The sequence below is a fragment of the Stenotrophomonas sp. X genome (assembly GCF_055721025.1).
Genome location: NZ_CM146756.1, coordinates 53,538 through 80,064, shown reverse-complemented (window position 1 = coordinate 80,064; position 26,527 = coordinate 53,538). Strand labels below are relative to the sequence as shown.

The window sequence follows — 26,527 nt, the reverse complement described above, 5'->3', positions numbered from 1 at the left end:
CTGGAATTCCGCATGTTCCGCCCAACGCTCCGAGTCGTGCTCATGCTCATCAGTGCCCTGCCCTTCGCCGCCGTCTCTGCCAGCCAGGACCAGGCCAACGACCAGACCCGCCGCCTGATCCGCCAGATCATGCTGGAGCAGCGCATCCCCGGGCTGCAGGTCGCGGTGGTCAAGGACGGGCAGATCGTGCTCTCCGAAGCCTACGGCCTGGCCAACGTCGAGAACGGCGTGCTTGCCTCGCGCGACACCCGCTTCCCGCTCAATTCGGCCACCAAGGCGTTTACCGGCGTGGCTGCCGCGCAGCTGGCTCAGCAGGGGCAGCTGGATCTGGACGCGCCGGCCTCGCGATATCTGGGTGATCTTCCGCCAGCGTGGAGAGACGTACGCGTACACCAGCTGCTGGCGCATACCTCCGGCCTTCCGGACATCCTTGATGCGAACGGGCTGCTGGGCGGAGGTTCCGAAGCACAGGCATGGACGGCGGTCAGCGCGCGACCGCTCGAAGCGGCACCCGGTCAGCGCTTTGCCTACAACCAGACCAACTACGTGCTGCTGTCGCGGATCATCGCGCAGCAATCCGGCATGCCCTACGAACGTTTCCTCGCCACCGGCCAGTTCAGTGGTGCACGCATGGCCCGCACCACCTTTGGCGACAGCTATGACCTGATTCCGGATGTGGCAACGATGTACAGCCTGGCGCCGCGCGCCACCGATGCGGCCGACATGCCGCCGCGCCTGTCGCACTGGTTCTACGACATGCCGCCGAGCCTGTGGGCTGGCGGCGGCATCCTCACCACCGCCGACGACACTGCGCGCTGGCTGGTCGCGCTGACCGAAGGCCGCCTGCTGCCGGAGACGGCCCTGCGGCGGATGTGGAGCGTAGAGCGCCTGGCGGATGGCCGTGCCGGCCCGTGGGCGGGTGGCTGGCCGGTGTTGCACGCATCGCCCGACCTTCAGGTGGCCGGTATCGGCGGTGCGCGCTCGGCCTTCGTGGTCTATCCCGAGCGCGGCGTGGCGGTGGTGGTACTGACCAATCTTGTCGGTGCCGATCCACAGCAGTTCATTCCACGCATTGCCGATTTCTATGCGACTGCTGAAACAGCGCTCAGACGCGGCAGGCAGCGGCAACACTGCGAGGGGTAGCGCATGCCGCTCCTGGAGTATCTCCATCCATGTTGGCGGCAATGAGCGCACCGTGTCCGCGATGTGCGCATCATCAACTATCTCGTAAATTTTCCCGTGACAGAGTAGAGCGGCTCGAGTAACCACTCATAGAGCTTTCGGCGCTCTCCCATAATATCTGCTTCAAGCTGCATACCTGGACGCAGTGGCTCGCGGTTCCCATATGCCAGAACATCCTGGTGGTCCAGCGAAACGAAGACACGATACAGGGACTGATTTGGATCGTTGCTCTCCTTACTTTTCATCATTGCGCTTCTGGAGATGCGAATTACGGTGCCCTCATGAGTACCGAACTTTTGGTAGGGATATGCTTGGTACCTCAGCAAAACTCGATCACCCACTTTCACGAAGCCTATCGCGGAACTCGGGACAAGCAACTGCGCTCTTAGCTCGGACCCTTCGGGTAGCAAGCTAAGAATCGCCTGACCTGGCTGTACGGCCTGTCCGGCCTCGACCAACCGGTTCGCGACAAGTCCGGCTACGGGAGCCCGAAGAAGGAGTTCGCCATCGGCCTCCATCCGAATAGTTTCCTGGCTCAGTGCCGCCAAGTCCCGCTCAGACGCGGCCTTAGTCGACAGCCTCTGCTGAGGAATCTCCGCAAGGCGCTGCTCCAGTTCAGCCAGACTCCTACGAATTGACGTCGCTTGGCGTTGGAGCGCCTGCTGTGCGTTCACCATCTCAAGTGTCGATTGCTCTTGCTGGTTGATCTGAACGAGACTCACATAACGCTGATCCTCCACGCTTCTATAGCGAGCTACGGTTTCGCGCCCGATCCTTACCTGCTCGCCGCGTGTCTGGATCTCAGACTCAATCTGGGCTAGCTCTTGCAACATCGCGCTGCGCTGCGCTTTGGCGCCGTCCTGCTGGGCTGCAAACTGTCTGTCCTGAAACTCGCTGATCGCGCTTACGCTTGCAATTCGGCTCCTCTGGGCATCGAGCAAGGTAGACACAGAATCGCGACCGGAGGACGTGACTCTTGGAACATTCACTGTCAGCAGTCCATCTTGAACACGAACATGGTCGCCCTCTTCCACATTCAACCTTGACACGACACCTGCAGAGGGAGCGACGACTGTGGACAGCCCGAGATCTGGCACAAGTTCACCCAGTACCCGCGATCTGCGCGAGTACTCGCCCAGGTACAGGAAGCTGACAATTGTCGAGGCAGCTATCGCTGCGAAGAGCCCCAGAATCCAGAATCGAACAGGTTGCGCGAGAGATATCGCCCCGAGCCAGCTGCGCCGCTGTGCGTCCACTGCCTCCTTTCGGAACAAATCGCTCATGAAACAGTGACCTTTTCACGCTGTTCTCCGTTCGCCAAAGGACCCGAAGGGCTTCGCTTCAGTTCCGGAGCAATCGTCCCCGCATGCATAACGAGGACTCGGTCGGCACTAGCGATCGTCTCGGGACGATGAGCAATGATCACTCGGGTGAGGTCAAGCTTCCGCACCGCGTTGCTGACAAGCCTCTCTCGATCCACGTCCAGATGGCTGGTTGCCTCGTCAAGAAAGAGAAAACGAGGCTTCCGATACAAGGCTCTAGCAAGGATTACCCTCTGCCTTTGGCCTCCCGACAAGGAGGTTCCCATGTCTCCGATCAGGCTGTTATACCCCATTGGCATCGCAGAGATATCGTCGTGGACTGCAGCTAGGCGAGCTGCCTCACGCACTCGATCTTCGTCCCAGTCCTGATCCTCGAAGGCAATATTTTCACTCACACTTCCCGCGAAGAGCTGATCATCCTGCATTACAGCTCCGATCACTCGGCGATAGGCATCCATGTCGAGCTTGGAAAGCGGCACGCCCCCGACTCGAACCTCGCCTTCGGAGGGTTGCAGAAGGCCAAGCAGAATCTTCAGTAATGTTGTCTTTCCGCAACCCGAGGGACCGATGATGGCCACCGATTCGCCGGGCTCAATCACCAGGCTACAGTTCCTGAGTACCCACGGCTCACCAGGAGCATAGCGAAAGCCAAGTCCATCGGCCTCGATACGCAGATCATCAGGGGGCAGACCACCTGACCTTAAAGAAGGGCTCTCCGGCTCCGTGAGAACAATGTCAGAAAGCCGCTCACCATGTAAGCGAAGCATGCGGAGTTCCACCCACTTGTCGATCAAGGCGCCCACGCGCTGTGAGAACTGATCCTTGTAGGCAAGGTAAGCGATCAGCATACCCACTGAGAACACGCTCTCCATTGCGAGAAGCGCTCCAATCCAGATGACCGCGATGCGTTCCAGACCAAACACAAATTGGCTTGCGCCACTGAAACCCAGGCCAAACTTCGAAAGCCAAATGTCTCGGTTGATGGCATCGTTCAAAAGGTTGAAGTAGCCAGCTTGGCGAATCGACTCGCGGCCCGCGACCTTCACTGACTGAACTCCGCGGATTGACTCAAGCAGATGACTCTGCTGTTTTGCCCCCGCGATCAACTGCGCCTCGGTTCCGCGCCGAAGAGGATTAAATGCTAACGCGCGCGCGACGGCATACAGGGCGACGGTGATTAGGGTGACGAGAGCGAGCTTCCAGCTGTACAGCAACATCATGCCAAGCGTCACTGTCATCATGAGACCGTCGATCAGCGCTTCAACAAAACTTGTCGTCAGCGTTCGCTGAATGGCCTGAACACTCCCCATGCGCGAGGTGACGTCACCCAGATGGCGCTTCTCAAAGTAATCCAAGGGCAAGTGCATGAGATGTCGAAAGACGTTGCCGGTCCACTGCAGGCTCAACCGATTCGACAGATAAATCACCGCTCTGCCGCGAATCTGTCCGATGCATACCTGCAGTACAAGTGCCAGACCAAAGCCGAGGCCAAGTACAGTCAGAAGGTCTCTATCGGAAGCGACTAGTGCCTGATCAACTGTCCATTGCATGAAGAATGGCGCTATCAGCACGAATATTTGAAGAGCAACTGACAACATCAGCAGCAAGCCGAGGGATCGCCATAGCCCTTCGATCTTTCCGGTCAATTGCTTCAGCGAGACTGCGGCTGGAGGCGGCGTGACCTGGAACTCTGCGGTTGGATGGAGCTCAAGAGCGATGCCCGTAAAGTGCCGCGAGACCTCTTCGAAGGATAGCTTGCGCTTGCCAAATGCCGGGTCCAGGACAGTGACGCTGCTTCGATGGAGCTTCTCAATCACCACGAAGTGATTAAGGTCCCAATGCGCGATGCAGGGCAGTTGCAGCTGGCTCAGATGCTCCATGTCCAAGCTCAACGGGCGACAACGAAAGCCAAGCTTTGCCCCAACGTCAATGATGTGAGCCAGCGTAGCGCCTTTGAGCGAGAGCGGATACCGGCGACGAAGTTCCCGAAGCCCGGCCTTGTTGCCATGGTGCGCCGCGACCATGGCCAAGCATGCAAGACCACACTCAGCCACCTCAGACTGTATAGGGGCGTCCATGCGTCGCCCTCCTAGTCGTGAAAATACTTCATCGATTGCGTTCTCAATTGCGGTGGATCTCCAGACTAAGCGGACGCCCGCTGCAAAATGCTTTCAAAGAACTTTGAGAATAGGATGTAAATTTCGCCACCTTGACTCCAAAGGAACCACAGCAATGCAATCGCACCAAGAACATGAGCGTCCCGCCTTTTGACTCTGAAAACATAGAACTTGCCCCGCTCACCTCCACCTTTTGAATCATCTGATTGCACAAATGGCTCCACGACGAAAAATGGAAGATGCCGGGTAGAAGCACCCGGCATCCAAGGTAATAGGAAGCAACTAGACTATGACGTCAGTGGAAGAATCGGGAGAGGCCGCGTACTCCTTCATCGCGCCCCAAGCACTACCTAGAGCTGAACCCACCATCCTTCCCCAGTTCCAAGTCTGCCAATCTCCACCTGAAATTTCTCCGATTTCATCGCAATGTAGCTCTCGAAATTCCCTCATTTACTTTGGCTCCATATAGCTGGTTCCATTGAACCCGTCCAAGACGCCGCCTACAAAGTCCGCGATTTCATTTCGTTCGTAGTAGACAAACGCGGCCACAGCGGCCCAAGGCAGCCATCCTCCTGAGATGCTATCGATCTGATCTGCAGAAATCTCTTTCATGGAATGCTCCTTATCCTTGATGAAGGGACCATCTTCTTTAACGAATACAACCAACACGGCGGCAGTTCAGGACTCCGCATTCACGCCGCAGGTCAACGATGTGCTTGAATTTGCATTCACATCCATGAGGAAAGTTGCAAATCGCCTGGCACTTAGTAGGCAGGCAATGACACTAGCCTCACGTGAGAATATTGGGTTGGCGATCCCGTCTTGGGTGGACCCGAACAGGTTCCCCCTACCCGCGTGGCCCACCCATCACCGGCAGGATCGCCCCGCTGATGTAGCTTGCACAGACCGGCGAAGCCAGGAACACATACGCCGGTGACAGCTCTTCAGGCTGTGCCGGCCGGCCCATGTCGCTGTCCTTGCCAAACTCCGCCACGTCTTCTGCCTTCTTGTCGGCGGGGTTCAGCGGCGTCCATACCGGCCCCGGCGCCACGCAGTTCACGCGGATGCCGCGCGGCAGCAGCTGGCTGGCCAGCGCCTTGGTGAACGCATGGATCGCGCCCTTGGTGGCGGAATAGTCGATCAGCGCCTTGCTGCCGAAGATCCCCGTTTCCGAGCCGGTGTTGATGATGCTGGCGCCTCCGCCCAGATGCGGCAGTACCGCACGCGCCATCTGGATGTAACCGCCGATGTTGGTCTGCAGGGTTTCCTGCAGGTGCGCGTCTTCCAGGTCTTCCAGGCGCTCGCAGTGCAGCTGGAACGCGGCGTTGTTGACCAGGATGTCGATGCCGCCGAACGCCTTGGCCACCTGCTTGACGGCCTTGTTGCAGAAACGCGGATCGCGCACATCGCCAGCGATCACCACGCAGCGGCCGCCTTCGCGTTCCACGTGCTGGCGGGTGATGTCCGCGTCTTCGGCCTCGTCCAGGTGCAGTACCGCCACATCCGCACCTTCGCGCGCGAACAACACTGCCACCGCACGGCCAATGCCGGAGTCGCCACCGGTGACGATCGCACGCATGCCCTGCAGCTTGCCGCTGCCCGCGTAGTCGGGCGCAAGGAAACGGGGCGCCAGCTCCAGTTCGTGCTCGTGCCCGGGCTTGGCCAGCTGCTGCGCCGGCATCGCCTCCGGCTGCCGGCGTGCGCCGGCCTGGGTCGCGGTCTTCTTTGTTGCCTTCTTGGCCGCGCGGGCGTCCTTGGCCTTCTCCAGGTCCTGCAGGCGCCGCTGCCGTGCAGCGACGCGTGCCGCCCGTGGATCACTGGCGGCTGCCTTGCGGGTTGCGGTCTTCACCACGCGCGGGCGATCAGGGTCGGCGACCGCCTTGGTCGGGGTGCTGCCTTTACGCACTTTCGGCGATGCCTTACGGCGGGCGGGGGTCTTCCTGGTGGTGGCCATGCAGGTCTCCTCGGGAGGGAAAGGGGCTGCCGGCCAGCGGCCGGCACTACCGGGGGGCGGCCCATGCCGCTTCTGCAGTGTCTCCACCCACGCTGTTGGCGGCGGTGAGCGCGCCGTGTCCACGATGTGCACGGCATTCATTCCGCCACCACGTCTGACGTCGCACCCTGCACGCAATCAAACAAGGAGTGCCTCCATGAAACATGCCATCGCCACCGCCGCCGCCTGCTTTGCCCTTGCCGCCTGCAGCAGCACGCCGATGGCCCAGGTGCAGCCGATCGACGGCGTGATTTCCGGCCAGTGCCACAGCGACAGGGTGCGCGGCGCGGTGGGCCTGGCCGCCTCGGACGCCACCGTGGCCCGCGCACGCGTGGACAGCGACAGCCTGCACGTACGGGTACTGCGCCATGACGGTCCGCGGGTGCCGCCGGCCAGCGAAGGCGGCGACCGCCTGACCATCGAGAAGGGCCGGACCAACAACATCGTTGCGATCTACTGCGGCTGACGACTGCGACTGAGCCGCCGCGCCCGGCGCAGCACTTTCAGCGTGGCCTGCTCCCACTGCCGCGGGCCGCGCAGGCCGGCCAGCGAGGCCAGCTCACCGCGCTCCCAGCCGGCAAACACGCACGGGTCGATGTAGGCCTTGCGGCACACGGCCGGCGTGTTGCCCAGCCGTGCTGCCACTTGGCAGACCACTTCGCGCTGCGCCCTGACCAGCGCGCGCTGGCTGGCCGGTTCCGGCAGTTCGGTGGCGGCCAATGCCTGTACCGCCGCCAGCGTGCCGCCCCAGGTGCGGAAGTCCTTGGCGGTGAAGTCCTCGCCCATCACCTCGCGCAGGTAGTCGTTCACCGCGCCGGAATCCACCGGCTGCAGCGCGCCTTCGTCGTCGCGGTACTGGAACAGCGCCTGCCCGGGCAGCTGCTGGATGCCGCGTACCAGCGTGCCCAGCCGCCGATCGCCCACCACCACCTCGTGCAACTGCCCGGATTTGCCCCGGAAGCGCATTCGCACGCGGCCGCCGCGCAGCAGGTCCAGGTGGCGGTTGCGCAGCGTTGTCAGCCCGTAGGATTTGTTTTCCTGTGCATAGCTTTCGTTGCCCACCCGCACCAGGGTGTCGGCCAGCAGGGCCACCACCACCGCAAGCACCTTGTCGCGCGGGAAGCCGGGCTGCTTCAGATCGCGCGACAGCCGCCGCCGCAGCGTGGGCAACGCCTCGCCAAAGGCGATGATGCGGTCGAACTTGCCGGCATCGCGCTCCTTCGCCCAATCGGCATGGTAGCGATACTGCTTGCGTCCACGCGCGTCGCGGCCGGTGGCCTGCAGGTGGCCATTGGCGTGGGCACAGATCCACACAGCGGTATACGCAGGTGGAATCGCCAGCGCACGGATGCGCTGCAGGGTGGCGGCATCGCGAACCGCGTGGCCATCGGCATCGCGGTAACTGAAGCCCTTGCCGGCGCGGCGCCGGCTGATGCCTGGCTGGGTGTCATCGACATAGCGCAGGCCGGCCGCGCGCGCGGCCTGTCGTTCGGGGGTAGAGGAGGTTGGCATGACCGCAGTGTCGCCGTCGCGATGCCGCGAACCTGTCGATAACAGAAGACAAACACGTGAGGGTCGGTTCGCCGCTATGCTCGGGCTTTCACAATCCCTTCCGGAGTCATGATGTCGTTCCCGATTCGCGCCCGTTCGCTCTCCGCCCTGCTGCTGCCTGCCGTGCTGGCCCTGACCGCCTGCCAGGCTCCGGCGCTGGATGAACAGGATTCGGCCACTGCCCATGCCCAGCAGGCGGCCGAAGCCGCCAAGGCGCCGGCCGACGAAACCGGCAAGGCCACCGAGGCACCGCCGGTCGGCACCTGCGATGCCAGCCAGGTGCAGAGCCTGGTCGGCCAGGCCTACGCCGACGCGCTGGGCAAGCAGGCGCAGGAAGATGCCGGTGCCCACCAGCTGCGCGTCATGAAGCCCAATGACGTCGCCACCATGGAGTTCCTCGGCGACCGCCTGAACATCGAAGTGGACGACAAGGGCCTGGTCAGCGGCGTGCGCTGCGGCTGAGTTCGACCGCGCGCCGGCACGGGGTTGCCGGCGCGTTCTGTTGCACCTGCAACCGTGTATTGCGGCGCTGCAGCAACCTGTGATCTAGTCGAGGCATCCGGTGGCCTCACGATGCGCTCCAGGGAATGAGCGGGGACGAGTGTCGCCGCCAACCCTATACGCATCGAGGTAGAGATGGCCCCCCGCAACCGCCAAGGGCTTTACGACCCGCGCTCCGAGCGCGATGCCTGTGGATTTGGCATGGTCGCCCAGCTCGACGATCAACCTTCGCGCCTGTTGGTTGATACCGCCATCGCCGCGCTTTCGCGCATGACCCACCGCGGCGGCGTCGCCGCCGATGGCCTGACCGGCGATGGCTGCGGCCTGCTGCTGCGCCGCCCCGATGCGTTCCTGAAACTGCTGGCCAGTGAAGCCGGCATCGCCGTCGCCGCACGCTTCGCTGCCGGCCTGGTGTTCCTGCCGCACGATGCCGAGGCTGCACGCGCCTGCCGCACGCAGCTGCAGGCGCAGGTCGAAGCGGTCGGCTGCAAGGTCGCCGGCTGGCGCGAGGTACCCACCGACGACAGCGTCTGCGGCCAGCTGGCGCGCGACACCCTGCCACGCATCGAGCAGGTGTTCGTCGATGCCGGCGTCGGCCAGGATGATGCCGGCTTCGCGCTGGCGCTGTTCCTGGCCCGTCGCCGCAGCGAACAGCAGCTGCGCGACCATGCCGACTTCTACGTCACCACCCTCACCCCGGATGCGATCAGCTACAAGGGCATGGTGCTGCCGGACAAGCTCAGCCGCTTCTTCCCCGACCTGCAGCGCCGCGAACTGGCCTCCAGCGCGATCGTGTTCCACCAGCGCTTCTCCACCAACACGCTGCCGCGCTGGCCGCTGGCGCACCCGTTCCGGATGCTCGCCCACAACGGCGAGATCAACACCATCGAAGGCAACCGTCGCTGGGCGCAGGCGCGCAGCAAGGTGTGGAAGACGCCGCGCTTCGACATCGCCGAGTTCGATCCGGTGATCTCCATGCATGGTTCGGACTCGCAGAGCCTGGACAACATGCTGGAGCTGATGGTCGCCGGTGGCATGGAACTGATCCAGGCGCTGCGCATCCTGGTGCCGCCGGCCACCCAGTCGCTGGAGTTCAAGGATCCGGACCTGGCGGCCTTCTACGAGTTCCACGGCCTGAACAGCGAGCCGTGGGACGGCCCGGCCGGCATCGTCGCCTGCGACAGCCGCTACGCGGTGTGCACGCTGGACCGCAACGGCCTGCGCCCGGCGCGCTGGATGCTGACCGCCGACCGCCACTTCCTGGTCGCCTCCGAAGCCGGCGTGTGGGAAGTGCCGACCGAGCGCGTGGTGCGCAAGGGCAAGCTCGGCCCCGGCGAAATGGTGGCCATCGACCTCAAGCGCGGCGACCTGCTCGATTCGGATGCGGTGGACCGCATCAACCGCGGCCGCGCGCCGTACAAGCAGTGGCTGCAGCAGGGCGTGACCTACCTGCAGACCGAACTGATCGACCCGTCGCTGGTGGAAGAGCCGTTCGACGAAGCCACCCTGCGCAGCTACCACAAGCTCTACCAGCTCAGCAGCGAGGAAGTGGAACAGGTGCTGCGGCCACTGGCCGAGACCGAGCAGGAAGCCACCGGCTCGATGGGCGACGACACACCGATGGCCGTGCTGAGCCAGCGCAGCCGTCCGCTGTACGACTATTTCCGCCAGGCCTTCGCGCAGGTCACCAACCCGCCGATCGATCCGCTGCGCGAAGACTGCGCGATGTCCCTGTCCACCCAGCTCGGCAAGGAGACCAACATCTTCCATGCCGGCCCGGAGACGGTGAACCACGTCATCCTCAACTCGCCGGTGCTGAGCCAGCGCAAGCTGCGCCAACTGCTGAAGATGGACCAGTACGTGCAGGCCAACCGCCTGCTCGACCTGTCCTACAGCGAAGACGAGGGCCTGCGTGCCGGCATCGAGCGCATCTGTGCCGAGGCCGAGCAGGCCGCGCGCGAGGGCATGGTGATGCTGCTGCTGTCCGACCGCTACCCCGTGGCCGGTCGGCCGATGGTGCATGCGCTGCTGGCCACCAGCGCCATCCACCACCACCTCTCGCGGCTGGGGCTGCGCTGCGACGTCAATCTGATCGTCGAAACCGGCACCGCGCGCGACCCGCACCACATGGCCTGCCTGCTCGGCTTCGGTGCCACCGCGGTGTATCCGTACCTGGCCTACCAGACCCTGTTCGACCTGGGCCGACGCGGCATCCTCAAGCTCAGCAAGGGCGGCGAGCAGTCGCAGATCGGCCGCCGCTACCGCAAGGGCATCTACAAGGGCCTGTCGAAGATCATCTCGAAGATGGGCATCTGTACGGTGGCCAGCTATCGCGGCGCGCAGCTGTTCGAGATCATCGGCCTGGAACCCGAGGTTGTGGACATGTGCTTCCCGGACACCGCCTCGCGCATCGGCGGCGCCGGCTTCGCACGCCTGGATGCCGACGCGCGCGAGCTGTGCGCGCAGGCCTGGGATGCGCAGCAGGGCGTGGACGTGGGCGGCCTGCTGAAGTACGTGCACGGCGGCGAGTACCACATGTACAACCCCGACGTGGTCACGACCCTGCAGCGCGCCGCGCGCAGCGGTGACCCGCGTGCGTGGCAGCAGTACTGCGATGCGGTGCACGCGCGCCCGCCCTCGGCGCTGCGCGACCTGCTGGAACTGGTGCCGGCCGCAATGCCGGTGCCGCTGGACGAGGTCGCCCCGGCCAGCGCCCTGTTCCCGCGCTTCGATACCGCAGCGATCAGCCTCGGCGCCCTGTCGCCGGAAGCGCACGAGGCACTGGCCATCGCCATGAACCGCCTCGGCGGCCGCAGCAATTCCGGCGAAGGCGGCGAAGATCCCGCACGCTATGGCACCGCGAAGCGCAGCAAGATCAAGCAGGTGGCCTCGGGCCGCTTCGGCGTCACCGCCGAATACCTGGTCAATGCCGAAGTGCTGCAGATCAAGGTCGCGCAGGGCGCCAAGCCCGGCGAGGGCGGCCAGCTTCCGGGGCACAAGGTCAACGAGCTGATCGCACGCCTGCGCTATGCGCGTCCGGGCATCGGCCTGATCTCGCCGCCACCGCACCACGACATCTATTCGATCGAAGACCTGGCGCAGCTGATCTACGACCTCAAGCAGGTCAACCCGACCGCGCTGGTGTCGGTGAAGCTGGTCAGCCATGCCGGCGTCGGCACGATTGCCGCAGGCGTGGTCAAGGCCGGTGCGGACCTGATCACCATCTCCGGCCATGACGGCGGCACCGGTGCGTCGCCGGTCAGCTCGATCCGCTATGCCGGCGTGCCGTGGGAACTGGGCGTGGCCGAAGCGCATCAGGCGCTGCTGGCCAACGACCTGCGCGGGCGCACCCTGCTGCAGACCGATGGCGGCCTGAAGACCGGCCTGGATGTGGTCAAGGCCGCGCTGCTGGGAGCGGACAGCTTCGGCTTCGGCACCGCGCCGATGATCGTGCTGGGCTGCAAGTACCTGCGCATCTGCCACCTCAACAACTGCGCCACCGGCGTGGCCACCCAGGACGAGCGCCTGCGCGAGAACCACTTCACCGGCCAGCCCGAACGCGTGGAGAACTTCTTCCGGCTGCTGGCCGAGGAAGTGCGCGGCTGGCTGTCGTACCTGGGCGTGCGTTCGCTGGAAGAGATCGTCGGCCGCACCGACCTGCTGCGGCAGATCGAGGCCGCGCCGCGTGACGGCGTGCGCGTGGACCTGTCGCGGCTGCTGGCCGACAGCCGCTACGAAGGCAGCCACTGCGCCGCGCAGCGCCTGTACGAATCGCCGGACAGCCTGGCCACGCAGATGGATGGGCTGCTGGCCCCGGCCATCGAGCACAAGCGCGGTGGCGAGCACCGCTTCCTGATCCACAACACCGACCGCAGCATCGGCACCCGCCTGGCCGGCGCGGTGGCGCGCGCGCACGGCAACCAGGGCATGGCCGAAGCACCGCTTGAACTGCGCTTCCGCGGCAGCGCCGGGCAGAGCTTCGGTGCCTTCAACGTCGGTGGCCTGCACCTGGAAGTGGAAGGCGAAGCCAACGACTACGTCGGCAAGGGCATGGCCGGCGGCCGGCTGGTGGTGCGTCCGCCGCGTGGCGCCCGCTTCGAGGCACGCAGCACCGCGATCATCGGCAACACCTGCCTGTATGGCGCTACCGGTGGCGAGCTGTTCGCCGCCGGTCGTGCCGGCGAACGCTTCGCGGTGCGCAATTCGGGCGCGCTGGCGGTGGTGGAAGGTGCCGGTGACCACTGCTGCGAGTACATGACCGACGGCGTGGTGCTGGTGCTGGGCAAGGTCGGGCTGAACTTCGGCGCCGGCTTCACCGGTGGCCTGGCTTACGTGCTGGACGTGGACCGCGATTTCGTCGACCGCTACAACCACGAGCTGATCGACATCCATCGCGTCTCCGCCGAAGGCTTCGAGAACTACCGCCAGCACCTGCACCGCCTGATCGGCCGCCACCGCGAGCTGACCGGCAGCATCTGGGCGCAGCAGATCCTGGACGAGTTCCGCGATTACATCGGCAAGTTCTGGCTGGTCAAACCCAAGGCCGCCAGCATCGAGTCGCTGACCGAAACCCTGCGACGCGCCGCCTGATGGTAGTGCCGGCCGCTGGCCGGCAACCCAGGATCACGTAGTGCCGGCCGCTGGCCGGCATCCGGAAAACACCACAGAGTCCGCCATGAGCCGCAAGCACGCCTTCCAGTTCCTTGACCTGCCCCGCACCATGCCGCAGCGCATCCCGGTGGAACTGCGCACGTCCGGCGACTGGGGCGAGCTGTACGGCAAGTTCGGCAAGGAAGACGCCCAGTACCAGGCGGGCCGCTGCCTGGACTGCGGCAATCCGTACTGCAGCTGGAAGTGCCCGGTGCACAATGCCATTCCGCAGTGGCTGCAGCTGGTGCAGGAAAACCGCATCCACGAGGCCGCCACGCTGTGCCACAGCACCAATCCGCTGCCGGAAGTGTGCGGCCGGGTCTGCCCGCAGGATCGGCTGTGCGAAGGCAGCTGCACGCTGGAGGAATTCGGCGCGGTCACCATCGGCGCGGTGGAGAAGTACATCGTCGATACCGCACTGGCCAGTGGCTGGCGCCCGGACCTGGGCGCGGTGCAGCCGACCGGCCACAGTGTGGCGGTGATTGGTGCCGGCCCGGCCGGGCTGGCCTGTGCCGACCGCCTGGCGCGCGCCGGCATTGCCGCCGTGGTCTACGACCGCTACGAGCAGATCGGTGGCCTGCTGCAGTTCGGCATTCCCAGCTTCAAGCTGGACAAGGACGTGATCCATCGCCGCCGCGAAGTGCTGGAGGGCATGGGCGTGCAGTTCCGCCTCGGCGTGGAGATCGGCCGTGACCTCAGCGTGCAGCAGTTGCTGGAGACCCACGATGCGGTGTTCGTCGGCACCGGCGCCTACCGCTACACCGACGGTGGCCTGGTCGGCCAGGACCTGAAGGGCGTGCTGCCGGCGCTGCCGTTTCTGGTGCAGAACAGCCGCATCGTCGGCGGCGATGATCCGAAGGGCCGGCCGATCGCCGGCTGGGAAGACACCATCGCCCTGCCCGACCTCAACGGCAAGCGTGTGGTGGTTCTGGGCGGTGGCGATACCGGCATGGACTGCGTGCGCAGCGCGGTGCGGCTGGGCGCGGCCAAGGTCACCTGCGCCTATCGCCGCGACGAAGCCAACATGCCCGGCAGCGCGCGCGAAGTCGCCAATGCACGCGAGGAAGGAGTGCGCTTCCTGTTCAACCGGCAGCCGCTGTCGATCGAAGCCGGCGCCGACGACGAGGTGATCGGCGTGACCGTGGTCGAGACCCGGCTGGGCGAGCCCGATGCCAATGGCCGCCAGAACGCGGTGCCGATCGAAGGCAGTGAGTCGCTGCTGGAGGCAGACGTGGTGATCATCGCCTTCGGCTTCTCGCCGAGCGTGCCGGCGTGGCTGGCGGAACTGGGGGTGGAAGGCCAGCCCAATGGCCGCATCCTCGCCGGTGGCAAGGACCGCCTGCCGTTCCAGACCGCGCATCCACGCCTGTTCGCCGGTGGCGACGCGGTGCGTGGTGCCGATCTCGTGGTAACCGCGGTGGCCGAAGGCCGCGACGCCGCTGCCAGCATCGTCCGCCTACTGGCGCACTGAGTCCGGCAACAGCAGCACTTCCAGCAGCGCGCGCAGTTCGTGCGCCTCCACTGGCTTGGCCAGGAAGTGGTCGATGCCCGCTTCACGGCAGGCCTCGCGCGTGCGTTCCAGCACGCTGGCGGTCAACGCAATGATCGGCACCGGAGCACGGGCAGCGCGGGTATCGCGACGGATCGCGCGCGCCAGCGCGAAGCCATCCATGTGCGGCATATGGCAATCGGTGATCACCAGGTCGAACGGTTGCGCCTGCCAGGCCTCCCATGCCTGCAGCCCGTCGCTACAGGTGTAGACCTGCAGCCCCAGCTCGCACAGGCGCTGCTCCAGCAGCTGCAGGTTGGTCGGATGGTCTTCGACAACCAGCAGCCGCGCCGGCGGCAGCGCCCGCGGCGCAGCCCTCGCGGGCACTGGTGCGTCCCTGGCTGCCACAGAGGCCGCCAGATCCAGATCCAGCCCTACCGTGGTGCCCTTGCCCTGCACGCTGCGCAGGTGCAGCTGCCCGCCCATCGATGCCGCCAGCTCCCGGCAGATCGACAGCCCCAGGCCACTGCCGCCGAAACGGCGCTTGGTCGAGGTCTCGGCTTGTTCATAGGCGGCGAACACCGCCTGCTGGCGCTCCACGCTGATGCCCACGCCCGTGTCGGTCACCTGCAGGCGCAGTCGCTGGCCGCCGTCGCGCTGCTGCAGCACGCGGACCTGCAACACCACGCTTCCCTGCAGGGTGAACTTGAGCGCATTGCTGGCCAGGTTGAACATGACCTGCCGCAGGCGCAGCCCGTCAGCCAGCGACCAGGGCTGCAACGCCGGGTCGATCTCGCTGCACAGGTGCAGCCCGCGGCTGGCCGCGACGGGCATCAACAGCTGCTGCACCGCGTGCACCAGCGCCGCCAGATCGGTCGGACGCAGCTGCAGGGGCGCCGGCTGCAGGCGCTGGCTGTGCAGCACATCGTCGAGGATCTGCCGCAGCATCTGCGCTGCGTCACCGACGGTGGTCAGCACCTGCCGCTGGCCCGCATCCAGGTCCGTGCCAGCCAGCCGCTCCAGCATGCCCAGCAAGGTGCTCATCGGCGTGCGGATCTCGTGGCTCATGGTCGCCAGGAAATGGCCCTTGGCCAGCGCCGCCTGCTCGGCCGCGCGGCGCGCCTCGGCCAACGCCGTTGCGCGCGCCTGGGCTTCGCTGACGTCCATCCAGTAGCCGCTCCACTCCACGCTGCTGTCATCGCACGGCAACGGTCGTCCCTGTGATCGGACCCAGCGCCAGCCCTGCGCCGACCGGGTGCGGAAGGTAACGTCGATCGGACCGCGTACGAGCGCGGCCGCTTCGATGCTCGCCATCACCCGGCTGCGGTCACCGGCATGCACGGCCGCCAGCAGCTGCAGATGGTCGATCCGCTCAGTCTCCACGGCTACGCCGAACAGTGCCTGCACGTCGCCGGCGATCTGCGCCAGGCTGTAGTGGCCGGTTGCCGAACGGCGCGCCTGGTAGACCACCGCCGGCAGGTTCGCGGTGACTTCATGCAAGCGCTGCTCCAGCACCCTGCGACGCACGCTCTCGCGATGCACGCGCCAGTAGCCGAAGGCATGCAGCAGTATGAGCGCGAGCAGGATCAGCGACACCGGCACCAGCCAGCGCAGTGCCGAACCTGCGGGCCGCGCACGTGGCAGTTCCGGCAGCCAGGCACTGCGAACCGACGCCCGACGTGCATCGCCCTCCCGCTGCAGCTCCCGGTCGAAGGCAGCGACCACCGCGGCACAGGCCGGTACGGCGGCCAGCACCAGTGCATCGCCGAAGCCCGCGGGTGCTGCGATCACCAGAGGGTCACCCGGCACGGCGCGAAGCGCGGCTTCGACTTCAGCGAGATTGGCCACCACGGCATCGACCAGCCCGGCGCGCAGCAGTGACAGCGCGTGGTCCAGCGGCGCCGGTGCCAGCAGCTGCGCACCCGGGGCCTGTTCGGCCAGCAGTGCGTCCAGCGGCAGCCGGTCCGGGCTGGCCACGCTGCGGCCACGCAGTCCCTCCAACCCCAGCACTGGCGCTGCACCCTCGCGCCGCACGATCACCTGTGGCACTTCCAGGTAGGGGCTGCTGGTCACCCAGCCGGTCGGCAGCTGTGCGCGCGGCCAGCCCAGCAGCACCTGGGTGCCAGCCGGCAGCGGGTCATCGGTGAGCACCGCTGCGGGCAATGGCTGCGCATGCTGCACCGCCTGCGGGCCCAGCAGCGGCAGGTAATCCGCAGCCAACCCCGCAAGGTCGCCCTGCGCGTTGTATGACAGCGGCGGCCGATCGGAACGCCATGCCACCTGCAGTGGACTCGCACAGCCGGACGCAGCAGCGATGCCGGGCAGCAACAGCGATGCCATGACAGCGGCGACGGCGCGGCGGCCGGCGACATTCACGGTAGACATCCTCATTTCGCGGGCAGGAACCACGGCCGCGCAGCGGTACCGCTGCCAGCCACGCTAGCGAGGCGCGCTTCCGCGACAATGAGAAAAATTGGAAAAACATCCCTATCGGCGAATGCCGACATACACTGCCGCTTCTACCCGTCCCTACGGAGCGCTCGATGCGTATCGGCCTGGCCGCCAACCGTCTCCATCACCACGATGCGCGCGCCGCGCTGTTCCGCTGGCTGCGTGCCAGCGAGGCCGGGCTGCGTGAACTGGGGGTATCGCTGCACGCGGTCGGGCGCACCCACGATGCGATCGAACGGCAGGGCTTCCTGGCCGGCTACGGCGGCCTGCACCGGTATCCCTACGGACGCGAGGGTGGCCTGATGAAACTGGTGGCCGAAGTGGTTGGCATGGGGCCGGAGCGCACCCTGGACGGCGCGATCTACCTGATCGACCCGGTCGATCCTTCCTCGGTGTTTCCGGAGGCAACCGCGCTCAAGCGGCAGTGCGTGATCCACGGCAAGCCGTTCATTTCAACCGTGGCCACCGCGCGTGACTGGATCGAGGTGGAACGCATCCACGCCGGGCTGGCTGCCGATACCGGTGCCGACGATCTGCATGCCTTCCAGCACCAGACGCTGGCGCTGATCGCGCACGACGCGATGAAGCCGGCGATGCTGGCCTTCGCTGACGAGCACTTCGATGTGCTGGCACGGTTCGGCGAGCGCGTGGCGACCGGCACCACCGGCCAGCGCTTGAACGAACTGGCCTGGAGCCGCGGCTGGCCCAGCGATACGCCGTGGGTGACGCGCTACCAGAGTGGCCCGATGGGCGGCGATGCGCAGATTGCTGACCGTGTGCTGGAGGGGCGCTGCCAGCGCGCGATCTTCTTCGAGGACCCGCATGTGGCACGCCAGCACGAGGCCGATATCCAGCTGCTGGAGCGCGCGGTGACAACGGTGACCGACCAGGCGGTGTGCATCACCGCGCCGCGGGTGGCGGCGCGGTGGGCGACCGCGGCGGCATTGCGGGCGGGGTGAGGGTTTCGGCCAACGGCTGCGCCCCTCGTGGTGGGCCGTTCAAATCAGAAGCCGTGCTCGGCCGGGCGGGGTGGATTGCGCAGGGGTCGCTGCAAGTACGTCCTTGTAAGCTCGGTCGCCGCATCCATGCGGCTCACGCCCCTGCGCAACCCACCCCGCCCGGCCACGGACAGTTTCCTGTGTGCCCATCACGGAAGAAAGAAGGAAGAGCAGGAGCGGGTCGCGCGCTGCGCGCGCTTTTGTAGAGCCGAGCCCATGCTCGGCTGCATTCAACGGCAGCCGAGCGTGGGCTCGGCTCTACAGCAGCTGGCGTAGCATGGCTTTCAGGCGCCGACCTTCCAGCTGGAAGTAATCGCGCTGTTCGCGCCAGGCAGGGAAACGTTGTTCGACTTCATGCCAGAACGCGGGCGAATGATTCGGCTGGATCAGGTGGCAGAGTTCGTGCACCAGCACGTACTCGAACGCTTCCGGACGACCGAGCACCAGGGCCAGGTCCAGGGCCATGCTGCCATCGGGGGCCAGCGAGCCCCACTGCGAGGACATCACCTTCAGGCGCAGGCGGCTGGGCGCGCGCGGCAGGGTGGGCAGGTACTTCGGCAGCCAGCGGCCGACGTCGGCGCGGGTCTGCGCTTCATAGAACTCGCGCAGCAGGCGGCGCAGGGTGGCGTCACCACCACGGGTCGGCCACTGCACGCAGGCACCGTGCGCGTCGATCTCCAGCCGCGCGTAGCGGCCTTCCTGCCAGCGCAGCGGCAACAGTTCACCGCGCAATGGCAGCACGCCGTCTTCGCCGGGCTGCAGCGGTGCCGGCAGGCCCTGGCCCTGGTACTGCCGCAGTTGCAGCGCCAGCCAGTCGCGGTGCTGTTCCAGGAAGCGCTCGCCCATTACCAGGCTTGCGCGCGGTGGTAACGTCAACCGCGCGCCACGCTCGTCCACGCTCAGCTTGATGCGCCGCGCGCGCGGATCGCGCACGCGCAGCACCTCGATCTCGGCATCCTCCAGGCGCAGGCGAACGGTATCGCGCTGTACGGTGGCGGGCGGGGTCGGAGTGATCAGGCGGCGCAGCAGACGGCTCATGCGCCCAGCATAGCGCTGCTTCGGGCCGCCGGATGACCGGCGACCGTCGGGCTGCCTGTTCAGTCAGCCTTGCTGAGCTTGAACGCTTCTTCCAGCAACAGGAACAGGCGGCGGATCTCGGCGCTCTGCAGGGCGAAGCGGGCATCGAACTCGGCACGGCGGCCGTCTTCGTCAGCATGCTCCAGCTGGTCCAGGGCGCCGTCGAGGAACTTCAGCTTGCGCACGATCAGGTCGTCGCCGATCACGAAGGACAGGTTGTCCTCGAAGATCAGCGCCAGCTTGGTCACCTGCTTGCCGGCGTCCAGGTGCTTGTCGATCTCGTCGCAGCGCAGTTCCTGGTGCTGGCACTTGACCACCGCGCCGCCTTCGACCGGATCCTTCATCTCGCACTCTTCGCCCAGGCTCAGCCCGGTCGGCAGCGGCTCGCCGGCGATCCAGCCGGTCAGGATCGAGCGCGGCGCGACTTCGGCGTTCAGCGGCATCGCCGGGAAGCTGCCGAGCAGCCCGCGGATGTCGGACATGAAGTATTCGCCGGTCTTGCGGCTGGAGGTATCCACCGCCACGTAGCCGTGCTGCAGGTTGATGAAGGCATCGTTGCGCGAAGACTTCACGAAGGCGCGCGGCAGCAGTTCATGCAGCAGGTCGTCCTTCATGCGCTTGCGCTCGCGGCCACCCGGGCGGCGCCCTTCCTTCTCCTCGATCTCCTCCAGCTTGCGCTCGAGCAGGTCGTTGACCACCGCCGCCGGCAGGATCTTGTCCTCGCCACCCACGGTTAGCCACAGGTGTTCGGCGATGCGGTGGGACAGCAGTTCCTTCTCCTCGCGGCCGAACGGCGAAATGAAGCCGCGCGAATTCATTTCCAGCGCGCCGACAGGCTTGAGCACGGCGTGCGGCAGCAGGGTATCGACTTCGGAAAAATCGGTGGTGGTCGGGAAACGGAAGAACGTCAGGTTGCGAAAGAACATGGAATTCCGGATGGCGAAGAGGAAGGGCGACCGACCTTAAACGGTGGGCGTCTCGGGATCTGCGTCGGCGTCGGCCGGGGAGCCGGCCAGCCAGGCATGGGCGTCGGGCAGCGGCGTGTCGTCGCGACGGCCCAGCGCCATGAAGTCGAACAGGGTGGTGTCGGCCAGCTGCGAGGGCCGGACTTCACCCATGGCGCGCGCGATCTGCTCGATGCGGCCCGGATGGTCCTTTTCCCACTGCTTGAGCATCAGGCCGACCTGGCGGCGCTGCAGGTTCTCCTGGCTGCCGCACAGGTTGCAGGGAATGATCGGGAACTGGCGTGCCTGCGCGTAGTCGACGATGTCGCGCTCGCGCACGTAGGCCAGTGGCCGGATCACCACGTGCCTGCCGTCGTCGCTGCGCAGCTTCGGCGGCATGCCCGCCAGCTTGGCGTGGTGGAACAGGTTCATGAAGAACGTGGCCACCATGTCGTCGCGGTGGTGGCCCAGCGCGATCTTGGTGAAACCATGGGTCTCGGCGTAGTTGTACAGCGCGCCACGACGCAGGCGCGAGCACAGCGAACACATCGTCTTGCCCTCCGGGATGACCCGGCTGACCACCGAATAGGTGTCCTGCTCGATGATGTGGTACGGCACGCCCAGCTCGGCCAGGTACTCTGGCAGGATGTGCTCGGGGAAGCCCGGCTGCTTCTGGTCCAGGTTCACCGCCACCAGCTCGAACGGCACCGGCGCCTTCTTCTGCAGCTGCAGCAGCACGTCCAGCAGGGTGTAACTGTCCTTGCCGCCGGACAGGCAGACCATGACCTTGTCGCCGGCCTCGATCATGCCGAAGTCGGCAATCGCCTCGCCGACCTGGCGGCGCAGGCGCTTGGCCAGCTTGTGCTGCTCGCGCTCGGCCACGCGTGGATCGCGGGCGGCGCGCGGCTGGGGATCGGGAAGGGAAATCACGGCACTCATGGGTTCCATTCTAACGGCTCGGAGCCGCCCCGGCCGGGGGTCGGGTTTCCCCTCTCCCGGCAGTCATCAACGCTGTGTATGCTCGGAGGCTGTGGATACCTACAGCCCCGCCGAGATCGTCGAGCACCTCGCCGCCCTGCGCGCCGAGCACCGCCTGCTGGATGAACAGATCACCCGCATGGCGGCCAACGGCGAGGACGAACTGGAAGCCAAGCGCCTGAAGCGGCGCAAGCTGCAGTTGAAGGACTGCATCGCCAGGCTGGAAAGCCTGCAGATTCCCGACGAGCCGGCCTAAAGACCGTCCTGGTGGGTGCCAACCTTGGTTGGCACGGCTGGAAGGTGTGGACCAAGGTCCACACCCACCGCAGGAGCCGGCGCTGCCTTCAATCCTGCGGCGCAGGCTCGTCCGGGCGCGCTGCTTCCGGGCTGACCCGCTCGATGGTGTGGCGCAGCTCGCGCCCCAGGATGAACTTGGCGTCCTTGGCCCAGGCATCCAGGCGTTCATCGAACAGCAGCTTGCTGTTCTCGTCCGGCCACACCAGGCGCAGTTCGCGCAGCTTCTGGATGAAGCCGCGGAACAGGGCCTTGTCGAAGAACTCGGGAGCGGCCGGCGCATAGAGCAGGCTCAGGCGCTGCGCGGCCTGCTGGCACAGGCTTTCCAGCTCGGCCGCACCGAGCACGCCCGGGCCGTTCTTCACCAGCACCGAGATGGCGATGTAGTAGCGCTCGAACGCCTGCTGCAGCGAATGGCCGATCGCCCGCAGGCGGAACACCTCGTCGGTCTGCCCGGTGTTGCGTGCCAGGATGCCGCCGTCGTCATCGTTGACGTTCTGCAGCAGGCCTTCGCGCACGAACACGTCGATGGTGCGGTCAATGCGCTGCGCGAACTCGTCCTCGCTCCACGGCAGGAACAGCTCGGCCTGCAGGAACGGATATACCGTGCGGCCCAGCTGGACCAGCCCGGTACGGCTCATGCGGCGGTTGTTCTGGAAGCAGCAGGCCACCCACGACGAGGCGGTGAACAGGTGCACCACGTTGTTGCGGAAGTAGCTGAGCAGCACCGCGGTGTCCCCGCTGACGCTGAGCACATCGCCGAGCGGGTGCTTGATGCGGGTGAGGACGTTGATCTCCTCGGCATGGGCGATGATCCGCTCCGGCGAGTGCGGGGTCACCGTCACCCGGTCCGAGTACGGCATCTCGACCAGCAGCGTCTTGCACAGCTCGATCTGCGCGATCAGGTCGGCCTCGCCCATCGCGTGCTTCGGCGTGGACAGCAGGGCCAGCGCCAGCAGATTGATGGGGTTGACGTCGGCAGCGCCGTTGATGCGCACCTGGATGCGTTCGGCCAGCGTATCCACCGTGGTCGACAGCCAGGCTGGCTTCTCGTCCTCGGACACCGCCTCGCCCTTCCACTCCGGGGCCTTCTCGGCCAGCACGTCGTTCAGCGCGATCGGCTCGCCGAAGTTCACCACCACCTGGCCGTAGTTCTGCTTGAGCACCTTGGGGATGCCCCACAGCAGCGACCAGATCGACTCCTTTTCCTTCGGCCGGCCGGACAGTTCGTCCAGGTAGCTGCCGCCCTCCATCAGCTTCTCGTAGCCGATGTAGATGGGCTGGAACAGGACCGGCTTGCGCGGCTGGCGCAGGAATGCACGCAGCGTCATCGAAATCATGCCGCCCTTGGGCTGCAGCAGGCGCCCGGTACGCGAGCGGCCGCCTTCGACGAAGTACTCCAGCGAGTAGCCACCGGCCACCAGCTGCGCGACGTACTCACTGAGCACTGCAGAGTACAGCGCATTGCCACGGATCGAACGGCGGATGAAGAACGCACCGCCCTTGCGCAGCAGGGTGCCGACCACCGGCAGGTTCAGGTTGATGCCGGCGACGATGTGCGGAGGCACGATGCCACGGTCGTACAGCAGGTAGGACAGCAGCAGGTAGTCCATGTGGCTGCGGTGGCTGGGCACGTAGACCACTTCGTGGCCCGGCGCGGCGGCCTTGAACTTGTCCAGGTGGTGCACCAGCACGCCCGCATAGATGCGGTTCCACACATGGCTGAGCATGAAGCTGGCCGAGCGCACCACCGGGCTGGAATAGTCCGCAGCGATTTCCCAGGCGTAGGCGTGTGCCTTCTTCCAGGCATCGGCCGGCTTCGAGTTGTCGCGCTTGGCCTGTGCGGCTATCGCTTCGCGGACCGGCTCGGCGGCCAGCACCTGGTCCACCAGCAGGCGCCGGGTCGACAGGTCCGGGCCGATCACCGATTCACGGATGCGGCGGAAATGGGTGCGCAGCACGCGCTGCAGCTTGCGGACCGTGCGCTCCGGCTCCAGGCCTTCGTCGACGGTGCTGCGCAGCGAGATCGGCGGGGCGAAGCGCACGATGGTATTGCGCCCGTTCAGCAGCAACCCCAGCAGGCGGCGGAAGCGGCCCACCAGCGCCCAGTTTTCCGAGAACAGCACCGCGAACCAGCCGCTCTGCTTGTCCGGCGCGCGGCCGACGAAGATCGACACCGGCACCAGGTGCACATCCAGGTCATCGCGCACGCGGTGCGCCTGCAGGACCTTGGCCAGCGAATCGGAGTGGGTCTTGGCGCCGCGCTGCTCGGGAATCAGCGAGTTGCTGGAGCTGCGCCGCGACAGCGCCAGATAGGCGCGCTTGCGGCCGGTCGGATCACCGGCCAGCGGCACCAGCGGCGACGGCAGGCCGGCCTGGCGGCAGGCCTTGTCCAGGATCAGCGCGTTGGACAGGCCGTAGTCTTCCAGCACGTACATGACCGGGCGGCCATCGTTGTACTGGCCCGGGTCTTCCGGTTCGATCTTCAGCGACAGCCACGGCTCGACCAGGCGACCGAGCAGTCGGGCCCACAGAGGACGGCGGCCGGCCGGACGCGCGTGCGCGGGCGGCGGTACCGGGTTCGGGCCGGTACCGGTCGAGGGGGACGCCGGCACCGTATCGGCGGGCGTCGACTGAGATTCTTCGCCGGGGAACGGCAGCGGGTTCTGTTTCGACATCGGCGCCATTATGGCTTAGCCGGCGGTGTTGCCGCTTCCCCACCCTCGGCGGGGGCTTCGGCCGGTGCTGGCGACGCAGCCGCGCGGGCCGCATCGGCCTTGCGCAGCAGCGCGTCGGTGTCGGCCAGGGTGCGGGTCAGGTACCAGTGGCCCTCGCGCCGGCTCAGTGGCAGCTGCAGGGTCATCTCGCGACCGGCCAGGTCGTAGTGCAGGCGCACCAGCGCATTGTCACCTTCCACCGACAGCAGTTCGCCGCGCACGCTGCGCAGCGCGTCGTCCACGCCGAGTCCGTAGCTGCCCAGCACCGCCTTGAGGGTGTGGATGAACGGCGCCAGCTGCTGCAGGCTGCCTTCCATGCCGGCCGCCTGCAGGCCGGCTTCATCCTCGAAGCCGACCTTGCTGGCGGCGCCGACCAGCGCGGCGATGGTGCTGCGGGCACGTGCGCGGTCGCTGATCGGGGCAGCCTGCGCCCACCCCGCCAGGGTCTCGACCAGGGCGATGTAGTGGGCCTGCTGGCTGGGCGTGTAGCCCTTCTGGTGGCGCAGGTACTGCACGCCGAAGCTGCCCATCGACTGTGCGGCCTGGCGCACGGCGCCGGCCTGGCCAGCCAGCTGGCGATCGAAGCTGCGCTGCAGTTCGGCGCTGGCATCGGGCTTGCGCAGTGCGGCCAGCATCGGCAGCAGCTGGTCGCCCAGTGGCAGCTCGGTCAGCGGCCACTGGCTGTGGCCTTCCACCCACGCCTGCTGCAGGCGCTGGTACTGGCCCGGCGGCACCGACAGCTTTGCGTAGCCGACCAGATCATCTTCGGCCAGGCGCAACGCCATCGCCTGTACTGCAGCCACCGGCTCGGCCGCCGGCCTGGCCGGATCGTTGGCAGACTCGCGGCACCCCGCCACGGCCAGCAGCAGCATGGCCGCCAGCCCCCATCCACGCGCAGACTTTCCTCGCACCGCCACGCTCATGCACTCGGACTCCCCGGACCGGCCCGCATCTTGCGGCCTGCGACGTGACAGCGGCAAGCCGGGACGTCACGGTTTCCAGCCAAGGGGGTCAGATCTCCTCTGCTGCGGGCAGAAGGGATCTGACCCCAGCGCCGCCACCGGGATAAAAAAAGAGCCCGGATCACGGGGATCACAGGCTCTTCAAGCCGGCGCGGGGCCGGAGGACAGTGTTGTGGCACATGTCCGGCCCGAGGACCGGATGGCGGCGATCCTACGCTGCCGCTCAAGTTAAGGCAACACTTCACGTAATGCCATGTATGTATTTGATTTTATTGTATCAATCGCGTTGCCAAACCGCTTCGATGAAATCTACGGCGTGTTTTTCGGCGATTCGGGCATAAATCCCCGGATAGCCGGCCAGCGCACAGCCCTCGCCCCAGCTGACGACACCGAACTGGGTCCAGCCTTCACGCAGGCGCAGCAGCAGGGGGCCTCCGGAATCCCCCTGGCAGCTGTCGATGCCCTCGCGGCCGGCGCAGATGACCTTTCCACGTGACAGTTCACCGCCGTAGGCCTGCTGGCATTCGGTGAAGGAAACGAACGGCACCTGCGCGGTCTGCAGCTGAGTCGGATAGACCCGGCCATCGCCGATGTCGGTGTCTCCCCAGCCGATCACCGTGAATTCACGGCCCGGCTTGAGATAGCTGGCGTCGGGCCGCAGCTGCAGTGCCACCGGCTGTGCACCGTCCAACGGTGCGCTGAGCTGGATCAGTGCGACGTCGTGCTCCAGCGAATTGCCGCTGTTGAATGCCGGATGGACGTGGATCGCCTTGACGTTGGACGGTCGTGGCGCGGCGTCGGTGGACAGGGTCGTGACCTTGCCGACAACGGCGATGCCACCAGGCGCTTCGCCCTGCATGCAGTGCGCGGCCGTCAGCACCCACGAGGGCGAGATGAGGGTGCCCCCGCAGAAGTGGCGGTCGTGGTCCGAATCGCCGTCGAAGATGCCCTGGATGCTGACCATGAACGGGTACTCGTCGGCCGGCGCCGCTTCGCCGCCGATGATGCGCGGCGCATCGCGCAGCTGCGGCGCAGCGATGGCGGGTACGGCAGACGCGGCCAACAGCAGGCCGATGAACAAAGAGGTGCTGCGATACATTTCCCTGTACTCCTCTGTCGATGGTTGGAACCGGTGCGGCCGCGGTCCGTACCGGTGCATCGATTGGGGAGCAGTGGAGAGGCCCGCAGCGCGAACGTGCGCACAGTTCTCGTGGCTGGCGCTGCGTGCGACAGATGCAGCCCCACAAATGCGAACGCCATCCCGCATGGATCGGGATGGCGTTCGTGGTGCCAGCGTGACC

General features: G+C 66.2%; 19 protein-coding genes. 7 read left to right on the top strand and 12 right to left on the bottom strand.

Annotation, left to right across the window (positions count from 1 at the left end):
• The first annotated feature begins 42 nt into the window (after window positions 1–42).
• Window positions 43–1,143, top strand: coding sequence for a serine hydrolase domain-containing protein (locus ACZ75I_RS00335; RefSeq protein ID WP_180868565.1), 1,101 nt, complete (start codon window positions 43–45; stop codon window positions 1,141–1,143).
• Between the two features lie 77 nt (window positions 1,144–1,220).
• Here the strand turns inward: ACZ75I_RS00335 and ACZ75I_RS00330 are convergent, their stop codons facing one another.
• The 4 genes from ACZ75I_RS00330 to ACZ75I_RS00315 all read right to left on the bottom strand — a co-directional run bounded on the left by ACZ75I_RS00330 (window position 1,221) and on the right by ACZ75I_RS00315 (window position 6,575).
• Complete coding sequence (locus ACZ75I_RS00330) at window positions 1,221–2,465, bottom strand: HlyD family secretion protein (protein ID WP_065178678.1); 1,245 nt, start codon at window positions 2,463–2,465, stop codon at window positions 1,221–1,223.
• A complete protein-coding gene (locus ACZ75I_RS00325) occupies window positions 2,462–4,582 on the bottom strand; it encodes a peptidase domain-containing ABC transporter (RefSeq protein WP_472958558.1) in 2,121 nt (706 codons plus the stop codon). The genes ACZ75I_RS00330 and ACZ75I_RS00325 overlap by 4 nt, the downstream gene beginning before the upstream one ends.
• A 489-nt stretch (window positions 4,583–5,071) precedes the next feature.
• Window positions 5,072–5,233, bottom strand: coding sequence for a hypothetical protein (locus ACZ75I_RS00320; protein ID WP_155760601.1), 162 nt, complete (start codon window positions 5,231–5,233; stop codon window positions 5,072–5,074).
• Between the two features lie 235 nt (window positions 5,234–5,468).
• Window positions 5,469–6,575, bottom strand: coding sequence for an SDR family oxidoreductase (locus ACZ75I_RS00315; protein WP_472958557.1), 1,107 nt, complete (start codon window positions 6,573–6,575; stop codon window positions 5,469–5,471).
• A 196-nt stretch (window positions 6,576–6,771) separates the two neighbouring features.
• Here ACZ75I_RS00315 and ACZ75I_RS00310 point away from each other — a divergent pair, with 196 nt between their 5' ends.
• Window positions 6,772–7,080, top strand: a complete 309-nt coding sequence (locus tag ACZ75I_RS00310; protein WP_005421049.1) for a hypothetical protein — start codon at window positions 6,772–6,774, stop codon at window positions 7,078–7,080.
• Here ACZ75I_RS00310 and ACZ75I_RS00305 read toward each other — a convergent pair.
• Window positions 7,068–8,126, bottom strand: coding sequence for a DNA topoisomerase IB (locus ACZ75I_RS00305; protein WP_472958556.1), 1,059 nt, complete (start codon window positions 8,124–8,126; stop codon window positions 7,068–7,070). The two genes, ACZ75I_RS00310 and ACZ75I_RS00305, sit on opposite strands and share 13 nt — an antisense overlap.
• Window positions 8,127–8,237: 111 nt before the next feature.
• Between ACZ75I_RS00305 and ACZ75I_RS00300 the strand changes: the two genes are divergently transcribed.
• From ACZ75I_RS00300 to ACZ75I_RS00290, 3 genes are all read left to right on the top strand, one after another.
• On the top strand, window positions 8,238–8,627 hold the full coding sequence (locus ACZ75I_RS00300) for an I78 family peptidase inhibitor (protein WP_032954733.1): 390 nt from the start codon (window positions 8,238–8,240) through the stop codon (window positions 8,625–8,627).
• A gap of 174 nt (window positions 8,628–8,801) precedes the next feature.
• Window positions 8,802–13,256 carry a glutamate synthase large subunit gene (gene gltB, locus ACZ75I_RS00295; RefSeq protein ID WP_472958555.1) on the top strand — a complete coding sequence of 1,485 codons (4,455 nt, stop codon included), beginning with the start codon at window positions 8,802–8,804 and terminating at the stop codon, window positions 13,254–13,256.
• A gap of 85 nt (window positions 13,257–13,341) precedes the next feature.
• Window positions 13,342–14,787 carry an FAD-dependent oxidoreductase gene (locus ACZ75I_RS00290; protein WP_061479919.1) on the top strand — a complete coding sequence of 482 codons (1,446 nt, stop codon included), beginning with the start codon at window positions 13,342–13,344 and terminating at the stop codon, window positions 14,785–14,787.
• On the opposite strand, the gene ACZ75I_RS00285 is transcribed toward ACZ75I_RS00290, so the two are convergent.
• Entirely contained in the window at window positions 14,773–17,181 is a 2,409-nt protein-coding gene (locus tag ACZ75I_RS00285; RefSeq protein ID WP_472959066.1) for a response regulator, read from the bottom strand. The genes ACZ75I_RS00290 and ACZ75I_RS00285 overlap by 15 nt on opposite strands.
• A gap of 167 nt (window positions 17,182–17,348) precedes the next feature.
• On the opposite strand from ACZ75I_RS00285, the gene ACZ75I_RS00280 reads away from it, so the two are divergent.
• Window positions 17,349–18,215 (top strand): methylglyoxal synthase, encoded by an 867-nt coding sequence (locus ACZ75I_RS00280; RefSeq protein ID WP_346477094.1) that lies wholly within the window; start codon window positions 17,349–17,351, stop codon window positions 18,213–18,215.
• Between the two features lie 297 nt (window positions 18,216–18,512).
• Here ACZ75I_RS00280 and ACZ75I_RS00275 read toward each other — a convergent pair whose 3' ends face one another.
• Genes ACZ75I_RS00275 through ttcA form a run of 3 tightly spaced genes read right to left on the bottom strand, consistent with a single transcriptional unit; the run spans window position 18,513 to window position 21,214 of the window.
• Window positions 18,513–19,292 carry a M48 family metallopeptidase gene (locus ACZ75I_RS00275; RefSeq protein ID WP_061479922.1) on the bottom strand — a complete coding sequence of 260 codons (780 nt, stop codon included), beginning with the start codon at window positions 19,290–19,292 and terminating at the stop codon, window positions 18,513–18,515.
• Between the two features lie 59 nt (window positions 19,293–19,351).
• The gene (locus ACZ75I_RS00270) at window positions 19,352–20,257 is read right to left on the bottom strand and encodes a recombination-associated protein RdgC (RefSeq protein WP_346477093.1); all 906 of its coding nucleotides are present in this window, start codon (window positions 20,255–20,257) and stop codon (window positions 19,352–19,354) included.
• Between the two features lie 36 nt (window positions 20,258–20,293).
• On the bottom strand, window positions 20,294–21,214 hold the full coding sequence (gene ttcA / locus ACZ75I_RS00265) for a tRNA 2-thiocytidine(32) synthetase TtcA (RefSeq protein WP_472958554.1): 921 nt from the start codon (window positions 21,212–21,214) through the stop codon (window positions 20,294–20,296).
• 91 nt (window positions 21,215–21,305) lie between these two features.
• On the opposite strand from ttcA, the gene ACZ75I_RS00260 reads away from it, so the two are divergent.
• Complete coding sequence (locus ACZ75I_RS00260; RefSeq protein WP_005421068.1) at window positions 21,306–21,509, top strand: YdcH family protein; 204 nt, start codon at window positions 21,306–21,308, stop codon at window positions 21,507–21,509.
• An 88-nt stretch (window positions 21,510–21,597) separates the two neighbouring features.
• Here ACZ75I_RS00260 and plsB read toward each other — a convergent pair whose 3' ends face one another.
• From plsB to ACZ75I_RS00245, 3 genes are all read right to left on the bottom strand, one after another.
• Window positions 21,598–24,234 (bottom strand): glycerol-3-phosphate 1-O-acyltransferase PlsB, encoded by a 2,637-nt coding sequence (plsB, locus tag ACZ75I_RS00255; RefSeq protein WP_061479924.1) that lies wholly within the window; start codon window positions 24,232–24,234, stop codon window positions 21,598–21,600.
• Window positions 24,234–25,187 (bottom strand): hypothetical protein, encoded by a 954-nt coding sequence (locus tag ACZ75I_RS00250; protein WP_061479925.1) that lies wholly within the window; start codon window positions 25,185–25,187, stop codon window positions 24,234–24,236. The genes plsB and ACZ75I_RS00250 overlap by 1 nt, the downstream gene beginning before the upstream one ends.
• 316 nt (window positions 25,188–25,503) lie before the next feature.
• Window positions 25,504–26,325: a S1 family peptidase gene (locus ACZ75I_RS00245; protein WP_061479926.1), complete on the bottom strand. Its 822-nt coding sequence runs from the start codon at window positions 26,323–26,325 to the stop codon at window positions 25,504–25,506.
• Window positions 26,326–26,527 lie beyond the last annotated feature (202 nt).

What these genes read in the sequence shown, in the direction of transcription:
- ACZ75I_RS00335 (WP_180868565.1), top strand. Translation starts at nt 43, where the DNA reads ATGCTCATCAGTGCCCTGCCCTTCGCCGCCGTCTCTGCCAGCCAGGAC.
- ACZ75I_RS00330 (WP_065178678.1), bottom strand. Translation starts at nt 2,465, where the DNA reads ATGAGCGATTTGTTCCGAAAGGAGGCAGTGGACGCACAGCGGCGCAGC.
- ACZ75I_RS00325 (WP_472958558.1), bottom strand. Translation starts at nt 4,582, where the DNA reads ATGGACGCCCCTATACAGTCTGAGGTGGCTGAGTGTGGTCTTGCATGC.
- ACZ75I_RS00320 (WP_155760601.1), bottom strand. Translation starts at nt 5,233, where the DNA reads ATGAAAGAGATTTCTGCAGATCAGATCGATAGCATCTCAGGAGGATGG.
- ACZ75I_RS00315 (WP_472958557.1), bottom strand. Translation starts at nt 6,575, where the DNA reads ATGGCCACCACCAGGAAGACCCCCGCCCGCCGTAAGGCATCGCCGAAA.
- ACZ75I_RS00310 (WP_005421049.1), top strand. Translation starts at nt 6,772, where the DNA reads ATGAAACATGCCATCGCCACCGCCGCCGCCTGCTTTGCCCTTGCCGCC.
- ACZ75I_RS00305 (WP_472958556.1), bottom strand. Translation starts at nt 8,126, where the DNA reads ATGCCAACCTCCTCTACCCCCGAACGACAGGCCGCGCGCGCGGCCGGC.
- ACZ75I_RS00300 (WP_032954733.1), top strand. Translation starts at nt 8,238, where the DNA reads ATGTCGTTCCCGATTCGCGCCCGTTCGCTCTCCGCCCTGCTGCTGCCT.
- gltB (WP_472958555.1), top strand. Translation starts at nt 8,802, where the DNA reads ATGGCCCCCCGCAACCGCCAAGGGCTTTACGACCCGCGCTCCGAGCGC.
- ACZ75I_RS00290 (WP_061479919.1), top strand. Translation starts at nt 13,342, where the DNA reads ATGAGCCGCAAGCACGCCTTCCAGTTCCTTGACCTGCCCCGCACCATG.
- ACZ75I_RS00280 (WP_346477094.1), top strand. Translation starts at nt 17,349, where the DNA reads ATGCGTATCGGCCTGGCCGCCAACCGTCTCCATCACCACGATGCGCGC.
- ACZ75I_RS00275 (WP_061479922.1), bottom strand. Translation starts at nt 19,292, where the DNA reads ATGAGCCGTCTGCTGCGCCGCCTGATCACTCCGACCCCGCCCGCCACC.
- ACZ75I_RS00270 (WP_346477093.1), bottom strand. Translation starts at nt 20,257, where the DNA reads ATGTTCTTTCGCAACCTGACGTTCTTCCGTTTCCCGACCACCACCGAT.
- ttcA (WP_472958554.1), bottom strand. Translation starts at nt 21,214, where the DNA reads ATGAGTGCCGTGATTTCCCTTCCCGATCCCCAGCCGCGCGCCGCCCGC.
- plsB (WP_061479924.1), bottom strand. Translation starts at nt 24,234, where the DNA reads ATGGCGCCGATGTCGAAACAGAACCCGCTGCCGTTCCCCGGCGAAGAA.
- ACZ75I_RS00250 (WP_061479925.1), bottom strand. Translation starts at nt 25,187, where the DNA reads ATGAGCGTGGCGGTGCGAGGAAAGTCTGCGCGTGGATGGGGGCTGGCG.
- ACZ75I_RS00245 (WP_061479926.1), bottom strand. Translation starts at nt 26,325, where the DNA reads ATGTATCGCAGCACCTCTTTGTTCATCGGCCTGCTGTTGGCCGCGTCT.